The organism is Microbacterium sp. SCPM-O-B-15248 (M128) (assembly GCF_058214835.1).
Genome location: NZ_JBYQLI010000011.1, coordinates 48330 through 64106, shown reverse-complemented (window position 1 = coordinate 64106; position 15777 = coordinate 48330). Strand labels below are relative to the sequence as shown.

Sequence of the window (15777 nt, the reverse complement as noted above, 5' to 3'; positions counted from 1 at the left end):
GATATCCCCGCGGCGATCCGGCCAATCGACCATCGGTGGCCTTCCCGGACGCACGGATGCCGTGCCCCCGCGAGACGGCGGGAGCACGGCATCCGCGTGCGGGTTACTTCTTCTTGCCGGCGGCGCGACGATCGGCGCGGTTGCCTGCGGCGGGCTCGGCGGCGTCGGTGCGCTGGCCGAAGGCTCCGCGCGGACCGGCGGGCGCGTCGGCGGCGGGGGCGGCGGCCTGACCGGCCTGACGCAGGCGGTTGGTCGCCGCCTGCTGCACCTGGCCGCGGTCGTTGCGGACCTCGACCTCGCCCGCGTCGTTCGCCGCGGAGTACTCCAGACGCTGACCCTCGACGGGGGCGGGCGCGAGGCCCTTGGCCTCGACCTGCGTGACCTCTTCGCCGTCTCCCTTGCGGACCTCGACCTCGAGGTTGTAGAGGAATCCGGCGGATTCCTCCTTGATCTGCCCCATCATCGACTGGAACATCTGGTACCCCTCGCGCTGGTACTCGATGAGCGGGTCGCGCTGGGCCATCGCGCGCAGACCGATGCCGTCCTTGAGGTAGTCCATCTCGTAGAGGTGCTCACGCCAGCGGCGGTCGAGCACCTGCAGGACGACGCGACGCTCGAGCTCGCGGAGCGCCGGGGCACCGAGGGTCTGCTCGCGGTTCTCGTACGCGATGCGCGCGTCCGAGATGATCTCGCGCTTGAGGCCCTCGGGGGTGATGCGACCCTTGTTGCCGCCGGCTTCGGCGACGACCTCGTCGATCGTGACGCTCACCGGATACATCGTCTTCAGCTCGGTCCACAGCGCGTCGAAGTCCCACGACTCGGTGTGGCCGCTGCCGGTGTGGTCGTCGATGATCGCCGTGATGGCATCCTCGATGAAGTGCTGCACGCGGTCGGCGATGTCGTCGCCCTGGAGCATGTGACGGCGGTCGGCGTAGATGGCCTCACGCTGGCGGTTGAGGACGTCGTCGTACTTCAGCACGTTCTTACGCATCTCGGCGTTGCGGGCCTCGACCTGCGACTGGGCGCTCTTGATCGCGCGCGAGACGAGCCCGGACTCGATCGCGACGTCGTCGGGGAAGTTCGTGCGGGAGAGGATCGCCTCGGCGGCGCCCGACTGGAACAGGCGCATCAGGTCGTCGGTGAGCGAGAGGTAGAAGCGGCTCTCGCCGGGGTCGCCCTGACGGCCCGAGCGGCCGCGCAGCTGGTTGTCGATGCGACGCGACTCGTGGCGCTCGGTCCCGAGGACATACAGGCCGCCCGCCTCGGTGACCTTCGCGGCCTCCTCGGCGACGGTGTCGCGCATGGACTGGTAGACCGAATCCCACTCGGACTCGTACGCCTCGGGGGTCTCGACCGGGTCGAGTCCCTTCGCCTTCATCTCTTGCACGGCGAGGAACTCCGCGTTTCCACCGAGCATGATGTCGGTTCCGCGACCGGCCATGTTCGTGGCGACCGTGACCGCGCCCAGACGCCCGGCGCGGGCGACGATCTCGGCCTCGCGCGCGTGGTTCTTGGCGTTGAGGACCTCGTGACGCACGCCCTTCTTGGACAGCAGCCGCGAGAGGTACTCGCTCTTCTCGACGCTCGTCGTGCCGACGAGGACCGGCTGGCCCTTCGCGTGGCGCTCGACGATGTCCTCGACGACCTGGGCAAACTTCGCCGTCTCGTTCTTGTAGACGAGGTCGGCCTGATCCTTGCGGATCATGGGCTTGTTCGTCGGGATCGGGACCACGCCGAGCTTGTAGGTCGACATGAACTCCGCCGCCTCGGTCTCGGCGGTACCGGTCATGCCGGAGAGCTTGTCGTACAAGCGGAAGTAGTTCTGCAGCGTGACCGTGGCCAGTGTCTGGTTCTCGGCCTTGACCGGCACGCCTTCCTTGGCCTCGATGGCCTGGTGGATGCCTTCGTTGTAGCGGCGCCCGACGAGGATGCGCCCGGTGTGCTCGTCGACGATCATGACCTCGTCGTTCATCACGACGTAGTCGGTGTCGCGCTTGAACAGGGCGATCGCCTTGATCGAGTTGTTCAGGAACGAGATCAGCGGGGTGTTCGCCGATTCGTAGAGGTTGTCGATGCCGAGGTAGTCCTCGACCTTCTCGATCCCGGGCTCGAGCACGCCGATGGTGCGCTTCTTCTCGTCGACCTCGTAGTCGACGCCCGCTTCGAGGGTGCGCGCGAGCTTGGCGAACTCGGTGAACCAGCGGTTGGCCTCGCCGGAGGCCGGACCCGAGATGATCAGCGGGGTGCGCGCCTCGTCGATGAGGATCGAGTCCACCTCGTCGACGATGGCGTAGAAGTGACCGCGCTGCACCAGGTCCTCGCTGCGCCACGCCATGTTGTCGCGCAGGTAGTCGAAGCCGAACTCGTTGTTCGTGCCGTAGCTGATGTCGGCGGCGTACTGCTCACGACGGATCTCGGGGGTCTGACCCGACACGATGGTGCCGGTCGTCATGCCGAGGGCGCGGTACACGCGACCCATGAGCTCGGACTGGTAGCTCGCGAGGAAGTCGTTGACCGTGACGACGTGGACGCCCTTGCCCGCGATCGCGTTGAGGTAGGCCGGCAGGGCCGCGGTGAGCGTCTTTCCCTCACCGGTCTTCATCTCGGCGATGTTTCCGAGGTGCAGGGCCGCGCCGCCCATGATCTGGACGTCGTACGGACGCTGTCCGAGCGTGCGCTTGGCCGCCTCGCGGACCGCCGCGAAGGCCTCGGGCATGAGCTGGTCGAGCGTCTCGCCCGCCTCGTACCGCGCGCGCAGCTCGACGGTCTCGTTGCGCAGTTCTTCGTCGGTGAGCTGCTCGTAGTCCTCCTCGAGGGCACCGGTCGCCTTCACGACGCCCTGCAGTCGGCGGAGGATGCGCCCCTCTCCGGCGCGCAGCAGTTTCTCGAGCGGATTGGCCACGAAGCATCTCCATCTGTCGGGTGCGACGCCCCCCTGGACGTCGGCCTGCGCACAGGCATACACGCCCATGTTATCCGTGTTACCCGTTCGTGACCTGCGAGCCTGCTGGCTTTCACCCCGTCCTCGCGCCTCAAGCGAACACCCGGCTCCCGCACGGGTGCCCGGCCTAGGATCGACCCATGGCCGGTTTCTGGGGTAAGAGGAAGCGCGAAGAGCAGGATGCCGCGGATGCGGATCTGGCACGCCGCGCGGAGCTCGCCATCGTCGCCGCTGACGAACGCGTCCGCCTGACGTCCGACGAGCTGGATTTCGCCCGCGCCGAGCTGGGCGACAAGGCGACCGAAGACCTCGCGGCCGCGCTGCAGTCGGTCAAGGTGCACCTGGCCGAGGCGTTCCAGCTGCACCAGCTCAATCACGACGAGATCCCCGACACCAAGGACGAGCTGCGCACCCGCAACGGGCGCATCATCCAGCTGTCGCAGTGGGCGGAAGACCTCCTCGAAGAGCGCACCGCGGTGCTCCGGCCCAAGATCGACGCCGTGCGCCGCGCGCCCGAGACTCTCGCGCGCGTGCGCGCCGACCGCGACCGGCTGGCCGAACGCGTGCCGCACGCCCGCGAGGTGGTCGAGCGGCTCGCGCAGCGCTACAGCCACTCCGCCCTGCAGCAGGTCGCCGGCAATCCCGAAGAAGTCCAGCAGCTGCTCGACTTCGCCGTGCACACCGCAGGGGTCTCCGAGCGGCGCCGTGAGGCCGGTCAGCGCGAGCAGGCGTCGGTGGCGCTCGAGGCGTCGACCGAGGCGGTCCGGCGTGCCGAGTCCCTGCTGGATGCCGTCGACACCTTCGAGATCGAGGCGTTGCGCGCCGAGTCGACGCTCGCCGCCGTGATCGACGATTCTCGCGGCGACCTCGTCGAGGCGCGGCGCGGTCCGCAGACGCCCGTCGTCCTGCAGGCGATGGCGACCCTCGAGCGCGAGCTCGCGGCCCTCCCCGCCGCCGGAGCGCGCACCGACCCGTTCGCCGCACTCTCTTCGCTGCGTCAGGCGAACGCCGACCTCGATCTCGCGCGCGAGCGTGCCGCGCGGCCGGTCCCCTCGCAAGAGCAGGTCGAGCACGCGATCGACGACGCCGACCGTCAGCTCGCCGTGGCCCGCGGCCTCATCACCGGCCACCGCGGCTGGATCGGTGCGGATGCCCGCACGCGATTCGTCGAGGCCGAGCGGCTGCGCGCGGGACTGCCCCTGGGCCCGATCCCCGAGGAGCAGCGCGAGACGGTGCTGGCCACCGCGCGACGGACCGGAGGGCTGGCATCCGAGTCCCTCCAGCTCGCGCAGCGCGACATCGAGCAGTCCCGGCCCGATGACTGGGGCGGCAACGGGTACGGTGGCGGCGGATCCGGCCGCGGCGGCGGCATGGGCGGCGGCAACATGGTCGGCGGCATGCTCGGCGGCCTCGTCATCGGTTCCCTGCTGGGCGACATCTTCGACGGCTGAGCCGTCGCCGATACGCACGAAGCGGGGCCCCGTCCGATGGACGGGGCCCCGCTTCGTGCGTTCGTGATCAGGACGCGACGCGCTCCTCGGGCGACGCCTGCGTCCCCAAGGCGATGACGCCGTAGTCCCAGCCCTTGCGGCGATAGACCACGCTGGGGTGGTCGGAGCGGGCGTCGATGAACAAGAAGAAGTCGTGGCCGACGAGCTCCATGCGGTCGACGGCGTCTTCGACCGTCATCCACTCGGCGTCGAACTGCTTCTGCCGGATGACGACGGGCGAGTAGTCCTCTTCCGACTCCGCACCGGAGAGCACGGGGACCTCACCCGTGGCGACGGCGTGCAGCACGTCGACCGAGGCGGGCTGGACGTCGATGCCCGAGAGCTCTCCCGTTCCCTTCTCGAACTTCGCTCCGCGCGGGTGGTTCCGCGCATCGACGCGCTTCTGCTTCGCCCGACGGACCTGCTCCGAGATCTTGTCGACGGCCAGATCGAGAGCGGCGAACTTGTCGGTGTCGGTCGCCTCGGCCCGCACGACGGGGCCCTTCCCGTCGAGGGTGAGTTCGACCGTGTCATCCTCCATGCGCCCGTTGCGATAGGAGCGGTGGGTGACCTTCACTTCGAGCGACGTCGCGCGGGGCGCGAGGTGCTCGATCCGGCTGACCTTCTCTTCGACCACCGTGCGGAATCGATCGGTGATACCGACTCCCACGCCGACGATGCTGGTGTCCATCCGTGACCTCCTTGTTCCGGGTTCCGCCCGGTCTAAGGGCGGAACAGCCGTCGCCTTCAGTCATCCCCACGGTAGTGGCGCGACACTGACCTGTCACGTACCAATCACCTCCGATTCATGTGAGGATCCGCTGCGTCTCGGCGTGTCTGCGAGCGTGACGGCGAGAACCTCGTCCGCTCCCGCGGCCCGCAGCGCCTGGACCGCCTCGGTCAAGGTCGCCCCCGTGGTCACGACGTCGTCCACGATCACGACCGGACCCGGAGGAGGACGGCGCGCGACGAAGGCACCGGAGACATTCACCTGCCGAGCGCGACGGTCGAGTCCGCGCTGATCGGCCGCGGTGCGCCGCATCCGCAGGAGCGGGACGGGGCGTACCCCCGCGCGGCGCACGAGAAGGTCGACCGGGCGGTATCCGCGTCGCCGATCGGCCGCGCGCGAGGCGGGCACCGTCGTCACGGTCGCGCCGGCGGGCACGACGGCGAGTGCCGCGGCGAGGGCGGGGCCGAGCGCACGCGCCAGTCCCGTCCGCCCGTCCGTCTTGAGGGCGCGGATCATCCGGGCGGCCGGACCGTCGAATCGCACCGCGCTCACCACCTCGACATCCACGGTGAGCAGACGCCGCCGCACGCGGGGCGCGAGCGACGCGCGGCATTCGTCGCACACCTCGACGTCGAGCGCGCCGCAGCCCGCGCACGCCACCGGGAACCAGAACGCGAGGGCGTCGAACGCCGCCGCACGCCATCCGTGCGACGACAACGTCGGGAGTGGAGCGGTCACGACGTCAGGATGCCGGGTCTCCCGGGCTCCGTGGGGGCGCGGTCGCACGATCCGTGGACAGCCGGCCGAAGACGGCGCCTCGGCAGGAGCGGTCAGGACGTCGTGCCCTGCTGCACCGCGAGCACGCGGATGTCGCTGGCCACGAGCGTCCACGAGCTGCCGCGGCGGCTGAACAGGCGCCCGGAATCATCGAGGATGCGCACACTCGCGCTCCCGCCCGCGATCGCCCGGGCGTTCTCGGGGACCGGTCCGACCGTGCCGCGCCCGCCGACGCTGAGCTCGTCGAGACGAGCGGCACCCTCGACGGAGGTCAACACGCCCACCGTGGTGTCGTCGAGCCACGCGAGGTCGAACGCACCCGGTTCCGAGAACGAGAGCACGTGCGGCGGTCCGAGGTTGACCGTCGTCCCCTCGCGGACGATGCCGGCCAGCCACACCTCACGCACGCCCGCGACGGTCACGACCGCGGCGATCCGCGTGCCGTCGCGGGAGATCTGGAACGCCACGACCTCCGACGCGTCCGGCCAGGCGTTCCCGATGTCGCGGGGCACGCCCTGGGGAGTGTAGGCGCGCAGCTGGGAGGGAGCGGTGCGCGGGACGCTCCAGATCGCTCCCTCGGCGTCGATCGACGGCGGGAGCAGGCCCGGCCGATCGTCGAGCAGGTAGGTCGCCCCGTCCGCGAGGGCGCTGGCGACGGTGCCCTGCTGCGTCAGGACGGCCGCGAGGCTGCGATCGGCCTCCAGCTCGATGCTGGTCGGGGCGAGCGACTCCACCGCGTCCGACAGGGCGGGAATGGTCTCGACGGCCTCGCCGCTGAGGACCCCGAAGCTGCCGTCGGCCGTCAGCACCGCGGGCGACGGGTCGACGCGCGTCACCTTCACCGGCAGCTCGCTGGCGGCGATGGGAGTCCCGTCCACCGTCATCTGGACTTCGCTGATTCCGGCCGTGACGAGGCTGCGCGCCAGCTGGGTCTGCATGCGGTCCAGGGTCGTCCGATCCAGGCTCAGCGCCGCCCGGGGCAACTGCACCTGGGCGACGCCGCGAGAGGACAGGGTCACCGAGCGCCCCACCAGCGACAGCTCGTCGGGGAATGCGCTGCGCACGGCACCCGCGAGCCACCCGCTGGGCTGCCCGTCGACGAGCGCCGTGGTCACACGACTGGCCACGAGCGGGCGCGGGAACCACCGCACGTCGGGCACGATGAAGCTCCACGTCGGATCGAAGTACGCCACGGATGCCGCCTGGTAGACGGTCGGGAAAACCTCTTCGTAGAGAACGACGCCGTCGGGCGCGGACGTGATGCGCCACTGGTCGTCGACGCGCGCGAGGCTGAACGACAGGGTCTGAGTGGCACCGTTCACCGCCGGGGAGTAGGCCCCGTTGGCATCCACACCGGCGACGGTGGACAGTTGCACCCCCACCGACGAGCCGTCGGGCACGGCGGTCGCGCGACGGTCGGCGAGGCGGTCGATCGTCACGCGGGTGCGCGGGTCCCACTGCGTCCCCGGGGCGAGGAAGAGCTTCGCCGTCGCCCAGTCGTCGGCCGGGCCGGACCCGGCCCGCAGGAACCCCTCGACGATCTCGGCGGGAGAGGCGTCGTCCTGCGGTCCGTCGGGGACGAAGGCGAAGGCCTGGGAGTCGTCGCCCTGCGGCCCGCGGCCGGGGTTGACGTAGCCGGTCGTGGGAAGACCGGTGCAGGCGGTGAGGGCCAGCACCAGCAGGAGTCCGAGGCCGGCGAGTGCGCGCTTCACGAGGGGGTCCTCCCCGTCCGTCCGAGGGAGATCGGCTGGGTGAGGCCGAGCGCTTCGAGCGCGCCGCCCTGTTCGTCCTCGGGCACGAGCGGCAGCGGCGACCCGCCGAGCGGGCGGCCGTCGCGCGGGAGGGTGAGCAGGAAGTTCGATCCGCGACCGAGCTCGGACCACACCGACAGCGTGCCCCCGTGCAGGCGGGCGTCTCCCAGGGCGATCGAGAGCCCGAGGCCCGTCCCCCCGATCGTACGGACGCGGGAGGGGTCGGCCCGCCAGAACCGGTCGAACACGCGCTCGACGTCTTCGGCGCGCATGCCCAGACCGAAGTCGCGCACGCTGAGGGCCACGGCATCCCGGTCGCTGTCGACCGAGACGACGATGGGACGGCCCTCGCCGTGCTCGATGGCGTTGCCGAGCAGGTTGCGCACGACGCGGCGGACGCGCCGGGCGTCCATGTCGATGGGCGTGTAGCCGCCGGGCGCGACCAGCCGCACGTCACTGCCGTGCTGCTGGGCGAGCTGCTCCATCGACGCGATGACGTCTTCGGCGAGGTGCGCCATGCTGGTGGGCTCGAGCTCGAGTTGAACGGATCCGGCGTCGTACCGGCTGATCTCGAGCAGATCGCCCAGGAGCACCTCGAAGCGCTGCACCTGCGCGTGCAGCAGCTCGGCGGCGCGCGCCGTGGCCGGCTCGAACTCCCCGCGCTGGTCGTTGATCATGTCGGCGGCGAGGCGGATCGTGGTCAGCGGTGTGCGCAGCTCGTGCGAGACGTCGGACACGAACCTCTGCTGCACGAGCGAGAGATCGGCGAGTTCCTTGATCTGCGACTCGATGCTGTCGGCCATCGCGTTGAACGACCGGTTCAACGTCGCCAGTTCGTCCTCGCCGCGCACCGGCAGCCGGACGCCCAGGTCGCCCGCGGCGAGCTTGGCGCTGGTCTCGGCGGCATCCGCGATCGGAGTCGTGACCGACCGCAGCACGACCCACGCGATCGCGCCGATCAGCACCACGAGCACCAGCCCCACCACCCACAGCAGGACCTGGACGAACGCGAGGGTCTGCGACGCGCTGGCGAGGTCGTAGCCCATGTACAGCTCGTAGTAGTCGACGCCGTCCTCGGCGGGGAACCGGAGCTGATGACCGACAAGGATGCCGGGCACGATGCGGCCGTCGTCCGAGGGCAGCGCCACCGACTGCCACCACTGCAGATCGGGGTTGGACTGCACCTGGGTGCGCAGCGCCTGGGTGACGATCGAGGAGTCGAAAGCCGGAGAGATGAAGGGCTGCGGGGCCAGCGGCGACGGCGGCCCGATGCGGTAGAGGGCGATGAGGTCGCTGGAGGACTGCTGCGACAGGCGCGTGGCGATGCCGTTCATCAGCGTCTGCGCCGCGGCGGGATCCGTGGAGTCCACCGCGGCGTCGAGCGTGGCCTGGGCCGCGGCCGTCGCGCGCTGCGCCTCGAGGAGCACCTGGTCCTTGCGGGCGGTGAACAGCTCGTTCTGGATGACCAGGGCCATCGCCACGCACGTGACGAGGATCGTCGCGGCGGTCAGCGCGACCGTGATGACGATCGTGCGGAACCGCAGCGATCGCCGCCACAGGGTCGCGAGGCGGTCACGGATGTCGCGCCAATCGATCGGCCGCCTGATCCGCGAGACCGGAACTGCGCGCACCGCGCCCGTCATGCGGGCCTCAAGCCACCGCGCCGGCGCGGTAGCCGACCCCGCGCACGGTGGTCACGATGCGCGGGTTGTCGGGGTCGGCCTCGATCTTGGCCCGCAGGCGCTGCACGTGCACGTTCACCAAGCGGGTGTCGGCCTTGTAGTGGTAGCCCCACACCTGCTCGAGGAGCATCTCGCGCGAGAAGACCTGCTGCGGCTTCTCGGCGAGCGCGACGAGGAGTTCGAACTCCAACGGCGTGAGCGCGATCGGCGTGTCGCCGCGGCGGACCTCGTGCGCCGCGACGTCGACGACGAGGTCGCCGATGCGCAGCGTCTCGTCGACCGCGGCCTGGGTGGGGCGCAGCCGCGTACGGATGCGGGCGACGAGTTCTTTCGGATTGAACGGCTTGACGATGTAGTCGTCGGCGCCGGACTCGAGACCCTTGACGACGTCGGCGGTGTCGGTGCGCGCCGTGAGCATGATGATCGGGATGCCGGACTCCGCCCGCACGCGGGTGCAGATCTCGATGCCGTCGACGCCCGGGAGCATGAGGTCGAGGAGGATGAGGTCGGGGCGCTCGGTGCGCCAGGCCTCGACCGCGTGCGCACCGTCGGCGCAGAACACCGTCTCGAATCCCTCGGTGCGCAGCACGATGCCGATCATCTCGGCCAGCGCGGTGTCATCGTCGACCACCAGGATCCGTGAAGTCATCGGGTGTACGTCTTCCGTCTCGGACCCGTTCGAGAACGGGCAAGGCGCCGCGGGTGGGGGCGCATCACCCCGAGCGTAGTCGACGTGTCCGCGGTGCGGCCGAGCGTGCGGGGGGTGTGTGACACGATGAAGGACACAGCCGACCGCCGAGGAGGCGCCATCGTGACCGCGTACCCCGCCTGGACGCCGGCCTCGCGCGCCGGCATCGTGCCGCTCCACCCCTACGGTTTCGGCACCATCCTCGGTCGGTCCTTCGTGGCCCTCCGGCACAACCCGCGGGTCCTCCTCGGGTTCGCCCTTCTCGTGCAGACGCTCGCCTACGTCATCGTCAGCGTCGCGGTCGCCGCGGTCGCCATCGCGACCTTCGCGCGGCTCGACACGCTGGTCGAGGGCACCGAGGAGTTCGACACCGTCATGGTCGGGTCGATCGCCCTCACCGGCCTCGCTGCTCTCGTCCTGGGCGCCCTCGCCGGCGCTCTCAGCGTTCTCGTGCAGGCCGTCGTCGTCTCCGAGGTCGCCTCGGCCGTGGTCGCCGAGAAGCCGACGCTCCGCGACGCATGGCGTCGCGTGCGGCCGGTGTTCCTCCGACTCATCGGCTACTCGCTCCTCATCTTGCTGGCCATGGCCGTCGTCCTGGCACTGCTCGGCGGGATCGCCGTCCTCCTCGGTCTCGTGCTGCTTCCGCTCGGGATCGTGGCCGGCATCCTCTTCGCGCTCGGGCTCATCCCGCTGTACCTGTGGCTGGCGACGAAGCTCTTCCTCGTCCCGTCCGCGATGATCCTCGAGGGCGTCGGTATCCGCCGGGCCATCGCCCGGTCCTGGGTGCTGACGCGGCGCCGGTTCTGGCCGACGTTCGGCGTGATCGTCATCATCTCCCTCGCGTTCGGGGTCGTGGGACAGGTCATCTCGATCCCACTGGGCCTCCTCTCCGGGGGGATCTCCACGATCGTCGCCCCCACCGGTGCCTCCGACCCCAGTGCCCTCATCGCGTTCGTCGTCATCCAGCTGGTCGGGCAGGTCGGCATCCTGCTCGTGCAGTGCATCGCGGTCGTGGTGCAGTCGACGTCGGCCGTGCTGGTCTACGTCGACGCCCGCATGCGCGTGGAGGGTCTCGACCACGACCTCTTCGCCTACGTCGACGCGCGAGACTCGGGCACACAGGATCTCCCCGACCCGTACCGCGTGGGTGCGGGCCGCACCTGGTCCCCGGCGCCCGCCTGGGGCCCGCCGGCCGGAGCGCCCGGAACGCCGTCGGGCGCTGCCGCATGGGCCGCGCCGCCGTCCCCGGCCGGGGCCCCCGCCCCCGCCCCCGCGCCGCCGGCCGCCTCACCGCCGTACACCGCCGCACCGCCGCAGCCCTCTGCCGCACCGCACACGACCATCGACACCGCCCCGGCCCCGCCCGCCGACCCGACCGCGTGGGCCCCGCCCGCGACGCCGCCGGCCGACCCGACCGCGTGGGCCCCGCCCGGCAGCCCGCCCGCGGAATCGTGAGCCCGATTCTCTGGCCGAGGCCGGCCTTCTCGCCGCTGCTGCCCGACGCCGACGAGGCACGCCAGTGGGCCGAGCGCGAACTCGCCGATCCCGTGTACCAGGCCGCCGAGCCGACGTTCTTCGACCGCCTGGTGCGCGCCGTGCTGGAGTTCCTCGAGCGCCTCTTCTCGGCCCCCGCCTCCGGCGACTGGGGCCCGTGGGCGTTCGTCGTGCTCGCGGTCGTCGTCATCGCGGCGATCGTCGTGGGAGTGCTGGTGTGGGGACGTCCCCGGGCGCTCGTGCGCGCACGGACCGCGGCACGGGCCCTGTTCGACGACGACGACGCACGTTCCGCCGAGCAGCTCCGCGATGACGCCGTCGCGGCGGCCGACCGCGAGGACTGGGACGCGGCGGTGGTGCTGCGCTTCCGCGCCTTCGCGCGCGGCCTCGGCGAGCGCGGGATCGTGGATCCGCCGCCCGGAGCCACGGCGCGGCTGTTCGCACGGTCTGCGGCCGACGCCCTCCCCGTCCTGGGCGCCCAGCCCGCCGAGGGCGCCGCCGCGTTCGACGACGTGCGGTACCTCGGGCGGCACGGCACCGCGGAGTCGTACCGCCTCATCTCTCAGCTCGACGAGGCGGCCGTGCGCGCCCGGGTCGTCGGGGTGGATGCCGCGGGGGTGGCGCCGTGACCACGACCGCTCTCTCCCCGACGGCTCGTCGCCGCGTCGGCGCCGGGTGGATCGCGCTGATCTCGGCCCTCGTGCTGATCGGACTGTTCGGGACGACGCTGGTGTACGGCGGCTGGACGCAGCGAAACGCGCTCGACCCCGAGTCCCCGGCGCCCGACGGGACCCGTGCGCTCGTCCGGATCCTCGAGCAGCAGGGGGTGCGCGTCGTCGTGGCGCGCGACCGGGCCGCCGCCGAGCGGGAGCTCGCCGCGACCCCGTCGACCCTCGTCATGCGCGACGCGCCGATGCTCTCGGACGGAACCCTCCGCAGCCTCGGCGCGAAGGCCCGCGACGTCGTGCTGATCGAACCGCGCTCGCGCAGTCTCGACGTGCTGCTGAACGGTTCTTCGCTCGGCGGCGTCGTCGAGGAGCGCACCGTCGACCCCGGGTGCGAGGCGGCCGTGCCGCGGACGGCGGGCCCCTCCCGCGCCGGCGAACTGTACGTGCCCGGGGAGGGCGTGACCGGCTGCTACCCGGCGGAGGACGGATACGGCGTCCTCGTCTCGGGGAGCGGCGACCTCACGGCCGCGGCGGTCGACGGGCTGTCCGTGGTCACGAACCGGGCGCTGCCGCTCGAGGGAAACGCCGCCCTGGCCGTCGGCCTGCTCGGCCGCTCCGCCTCGCTCGTCTGGTACGTGCCGTCCCCGTCGGATGCCGACACCGGGGTGGCTGCGCCCACGATCGGCGACCTCACTCCCTCGTGGGTGACACCGGCGTTGGTGTTGCTGCTGCTCGCGGGGCTGACGGCCGCTTTCTGGCGCGGTCGGCGATTCGGCCCCCTCGTCGCCGAGCGTCTGCCGGTCACGGTGCGGGCCACCGAGACGACCGAGGGCCGCGCGCGGCTGTACGCCGCCTCCGGCGATGCGGCGCACGCCCTCGACGAGCTGCGGCGCGCCACGCGACGCCGCCTCGTGCGCCTCCTGGGCATGTCCGCGCGCACGCCCGCCGAGCACCTCGCCGACGCCGTGGCCGAGCGGCTCGCCGCCGACCGCGCGGTGGTGCACGGCATCCTGATCGACGATCTTCCCGGCACCGACCGCGAGCTCGTCGCCGCGAGCGATCGCCTGCGCGACCTCGAGACGAGCGTCCGCGCCACCCTCCCCACGGAAAGGAACCCCCGATGACCGACAGTCCTCTCGGCTCCCCCGACCCGGCCGGCGCCGCGATGCCGGCGTCCGAGGCCGTCGCCCCGACGCCGAGCGCTGCGCCCGCACCGTCACCGGGCGATGCCGACCTGCGGCAGGCGATGCACCGGGTGCGCGCCGAGGTCGGCAAGGCCGTCGTCGGGCAGGACGGGACCGTCACGGGGCTGCTCATCGCTCTGCTGGCGCGCGGCCACGTCCTGCTGGAGGGCGTCCCGGGTGTGGCCAAGACCCTGCTCGTGCGCTCCTTCAGCCGCGCGCTCGGCCTGGACACCCACCGTGTGCAGTTCACCCCCGACCTCATGCCGGGCGACGTCACCGGTTCGCTCGTGTACGACGCACGCTCGGGCGAGTTCGAGTTCCGCGCGGGGCCGGTCTTCACGCACGTCCTGCTCGCCGACGAGATCAACCGCACGCCCCCCAAGACGCAGGCGGCCCTGCTGGAGGCCATGGAGGAGCGGCAGGTCTCGTCCGACGGAGCGAGCCGCCCGCTCCCCGATCCGTTCCTCGTCGCCGCGACCCAGAATCCCGTCGAGCACGAGGGCACCTACACACTGCCCGAGGCGCAGCTCGACCGCTTCCTGCTGAAGCTCGTGGTCGACCTCCCCGGCCGCGACGCCGAGGTCGACGTGCTGCGCCGGCACGCGGGCGGGTTCGACCCGCGCCGGCTGGGCGAGGCGGGGATGGATGCCGTGGTCACCCCGGCCGAGATCCTCGCGGCGCAGCGCGCCGCCGCGTCGGTCGCCGTCGCCGACGACGTGCTCGGCTACGTCGTCGACCTCGCCCGCGCCACGCGGCAGAGCCCGTCGGTGCTGCTCGGCGTGAGCCCGCGCGCGTCGACCGGTCTGCTCGCGGCGGCGAAGGCGTGGGCGTGGCTCGTCGGCTCGCCCGCGATCACGCCCGACCACGTCCAGACGATGCTCGTCCCCGTGTGGCGGCACCGGATCCGGCTGCGGCCCGAGGCCGAGATCGAGGGCGTCTCGGTGGATGCCGTCCTCACCTCGGTCCTGCAGCAGACGCGCGTCCCGCTCTGATGTACGTCACCGGCCGTCTGGCCCTGCTCGTCGCGCTCGGGGTGATCCCGCTGATCCTGCTGCACGCCGCCGGCGCGGCGCCCTGGGCCGTGGTCGGCGGGTGGCTGGTGCTGTGTGCCGGACTGGCCGCGGCCGACACGCTCCTGGCCGCCGACGCGCGTGCGCTCGAGATCACGCGCCGCTTGCCGGACCGCGCCCTGCGCGATCAGCCCGTCGCGGGCGAGCTGCGCGTGCGCAACACCGGCCGACGGACGCTGCGCGCCCGGGTGCGCGACGCGTGGCAGCCGACGGCGGGCGCCCCGCCCGAGCGACTGCACCTGGTGGTCCCTCCCGGTGAGCGCCGGGGTGCTGCTCTGTCGCTGCTGCCGCGGCGGCGCGGAGAGCTGCGCAGCGAGTTCGTCGTCGTGCGCTCTCAGGGTCCCCTGGGGCTCGGGGGGCGGCAAGCGACGCTCGCGGCACCGGCGCGGCTGCGCGTGCTCCCGCCCTTCACCTCGCGACGGCACCTCCCCTCGCGGCTGGCGCGGCTGCGCGAACTCGATGGCAACACGTCGCTGCAGGTGCGCGGGCAGGGCACCGAGTTCGACAGCCTGCGCGAGTACGTGCGCGGAGACGATGTGCGCTCGATCGACTGGCGGGCCACCGCGCGCGCGGGCACGACGATGCTGCGCACGTGGCGCCCCGAACGCGACCGGCACGTCGTGATCGTCATCGATACGGGTCGCACGGCCGCGGCACGCGTCGGCGACGGCGCGCGTCTGGATGCCGCGATGGAGGCCGCCCTGCTCCTCTCGGCCCTGGCGACACGCGCCGGAGACCACGTGCACCTGCTCATGTTCGACCGGGTGACCCGCGCCCGGGTCACGCGCGTCGACGGAGCGCAACTGCTCCCCGCACTCGTGGACGCGATGGCCACCGTGGACCCGCAGCTCATCGACACCGATTGGGATGCCGCGTTCGCCCAGGTGCGCGGTCTGACCCAGCGCCCCGCGCTCGTGGTGCTCCTCACCGCCGCCGACGACCCGGAGGCGGCGCGCGCGTTCCTCGCCTCGCTCCCGGCCGTCGCGGCGCGCTCGCGTCTGCTCGTGGCCACCGCCACCGACGGTCCGGGAGAACCCCCGGCACGCGACGACGCCGCGGCCGTGTACGCCGCCGCCGCGATCGAACGCGCGCGCTCGGACGCCGAACGCGTGCGCGCGGCGGTCGTCCGCGCGGGGGGCGATGCGGTGACGGCGTCGGCCGACGACCTCCCCCCTCTCGTGGCGGACCGCTACCTCGCCCTCAAGGCCGCCGGGCGCCTCTGACGCACCGGGTCGCGGCATCCGGGACTAGCACACCGCTCCGCCATGCACCCGTCCGCATACGTCGCGGCTTATCCTGGGG

General features: G+C 72.1%; 12 protein-coding genes. 6 read left to right on the top strand and 6 right to left on the bottom strand.

The window, feature by feature from the left end:
- Window positions 1-103: 103 nt before the first annotated feature.
- Window positions 104-2902 (bottom strand): preprotein translocase subunit SecA, encoded by a 2799-nt coding sequence (secA, locus tag AC3E6M_RS15960; protein ID WP_138177500.1) that lies wholly within the window; start codon window positions 2900-2902, stop codon window positions 104-106.
- A 179-nt stretch (window positions 2903-3081) separates the two neighbouring features.
- On the opposite strand from secA, the gene AC3E6M_RS15955 reads away from it, so the two are divergent.
- The gene (locus tag AC3E6M_RS15955; RefSeq protein ID WP_138177498.1) at window positions 3082-4392 is read left to right on the top strand and encodes a hypothetical protein; all 1311 of its coding nucleotides are present in this window, start codon (window positions 3082-3084) and stop codon (window positions 4390-4392) included.
- 67 nt (window positions 4393-4459) lie between these two features.
- On the opposite strand, the gene hpf is transcribed toward AC3E6M_RS15955, so the two are convergent.
- From hpf to mtrA, 5 genes are all read right to left on the bottom strand, one after another.
- The gene (hpf, locus tag AC3E6M_RS15950) at window positions 4460-5122 is read right to left on the bottom strand and encodes a ribosome hibernation-promoting factor, HPF/YfiA family (RefSeq protein ID WP_138177496.1); all 663 of its coding nucleotides are present in this window, start codon (window positions 5120-5122) and stop codon (window positions 4460-4462) included.
- A 93-nt stretch (window positions 5123-5215) separates the two neighbouring features.
- A complete protein-coding gene (locus tag AC3E6M_RS15945; protein WP_490530493.1) occupies window positions 5216-5899 on the bottom strand; it encodes a ComF family protein in 684 nt (227 codons plus the stop codon).
- Between the two features lie 92 nt (window positions 5900-5991).
- Window positions 5992-7650, bottom strand: coding sequence for an LpqB family beta-propeller domain-containing protein (locus tag AC3E6M_RS15940; protein ID WP_138177491.1), 1659 nt, complete (start codon window positions 7648-7650; stop codon window positions 5992-5994).
- A complete protein-coding gene (gene mtrB / locus AC3E6M_RS15935) occupies window positions 7647-9332 on the bottom strand; it encodes an MtrAB system histidine kinase MtrB (protein ID WP_138177488.1) in 1686 nt (561 codons plus the stop codon). The genes AC3E6M_RS15940 and mtrB overlap by 4 nt, the downstream gene beginning before the upstream one ends.
- A 7-nt stretch (window positions 9333-9339) precedes the next feature.
- Window positions 9340-10020 (bottom strand): MtrAB system response regulator MtrA, encoded by a 681-nt coding sequence (gene mtrA, locus AC3E6M_RS15930; protein WP_138177486.1) that lies wholly within the window; start codon window positions 10018-10020, stop codon window positions 9340-9342.
- A gap of 162 nt (window positions 10021-10182) precedes the next feature.
- Here mtrA and AC3E6M_RS15925 point away from each other — a divergent pair, with 162 nt between their 5' ends.
- The 5 genes from AC3E6M_RS15925 (at window position 10183) to AC3E6M_RS15905 (ending at window position 15698) form a co-directional block, all read left to right on the top strand.
- Window positions 10183-11514 (top strand): glycerophosphoryl diester phosphodiesterase membrane domain-containing protein, encoded by a 1332-nt coding sequence (locus AC3E6M_RS15925; protein WP_490530492.1) that lies wholly within the window; start codon window positions 10183-10185, stop codon window positions 11512-11514.
- Window positions 11511-12182, top strand: coding sequence for a DUF4129 domain-containing protein (locus AC3E6M_RS15920; RefSeq protein WP_490530491.1), 672 nt, complete (start codon window positions 11511-11513; stop codon window positions 12180-12182). Before AC3E6M_RS15925 ends, AC3E6M_RS15920 begins: the two co-directional genes overlap by 4 nt.
- The gene (locus AC3E6M_RS15915; protein ID WP_490530490.1) at window positions 12179-13345 is read left to right on the top strand and encodes a DUF4350 domain-containing protein; all 1167 of its coding nucleotides are present in this window, start codon (window positions 12179-12181) and stop codon (window positions 13343-13345) included. Before AC3E6M_RS15920 ends, AC3E6M_RS15915 begins: the two co-directional genes overlap by 4 nt.
- Window positions 13346-13467: 122 nt before the next feature.
- On the top strand, window positions 13468-14397 hold the full coding sequence (locus AC3E6M_RS15910) for an AAA family ATPase (RefSeq protein WP_490530521.1): 930 nt from the start codon (window positions 13468-13470) through the stop codon (window positions 14395-14397).
- Window positions 14397-15698, top strand: coding sequence for a DUF58 domain-containing protein (locus tag AC3E6M_RS15905; protein ID WP_490530489.1), 1302 nt, complete (start codon window positions 14397-14399; stop codon window positions 15696-15698). The genes AC3E6M_RS15910 and AC3E6M_RS15905 overlap by 1 nt, the downstream gene beginning before the upstream one ends.
- The last annotated feature ends 79 nt before the right edge of the window (window positions 15699-15777 follow it).

Excerpts from the sequence above, each read along its gene's own strand:
- mtrA (WP_138177486.1), bottom strand. The coding sequence starts at position 10,020 with ATGACTTCACGGATCCTGGTGGTCGACGATGACACCGCGCTGGCCGAG.
- AC3E6M_RS15905 (WP_490530489.1), top strand. The coding sequence starts at position 14,397 with ATGTACGTCACCGGCCGTCTGGCCCTGCTCGTCGCGCTCGGGGTGATC.
- mtrB (WP_138177488.1), bottom strand. The coding sequence starts at position 9,332 with ATGACGGGCGCGGTGCGCGCAGTTCCGGTCTCGCGGATCAGGCGGCCG.
- AC3E6M_RS15910 (WP_490530521.1), top strand. The coding sequence starts at position 13,468 with ATGCACCGGGTGCGCGCCGAGGTCGGCAAGGCCGTCGTCGGGCAGGAC.
- AC3E6M_RS15955 (WP_138177498.1), top strand. The coding sequence starts at position 3,082 with ATGGCCGGTTTCTGGGGTAAGAGGAAGCGCGAAGAGCAGGATGCCGCG.
- hpf (WP_138177496.1), bottom strand. The coding sequence starts at position 5,122 with ATGGACACCAGCATCGTCGGCGTGGGAGTCGGTATCACCGATCGATTC.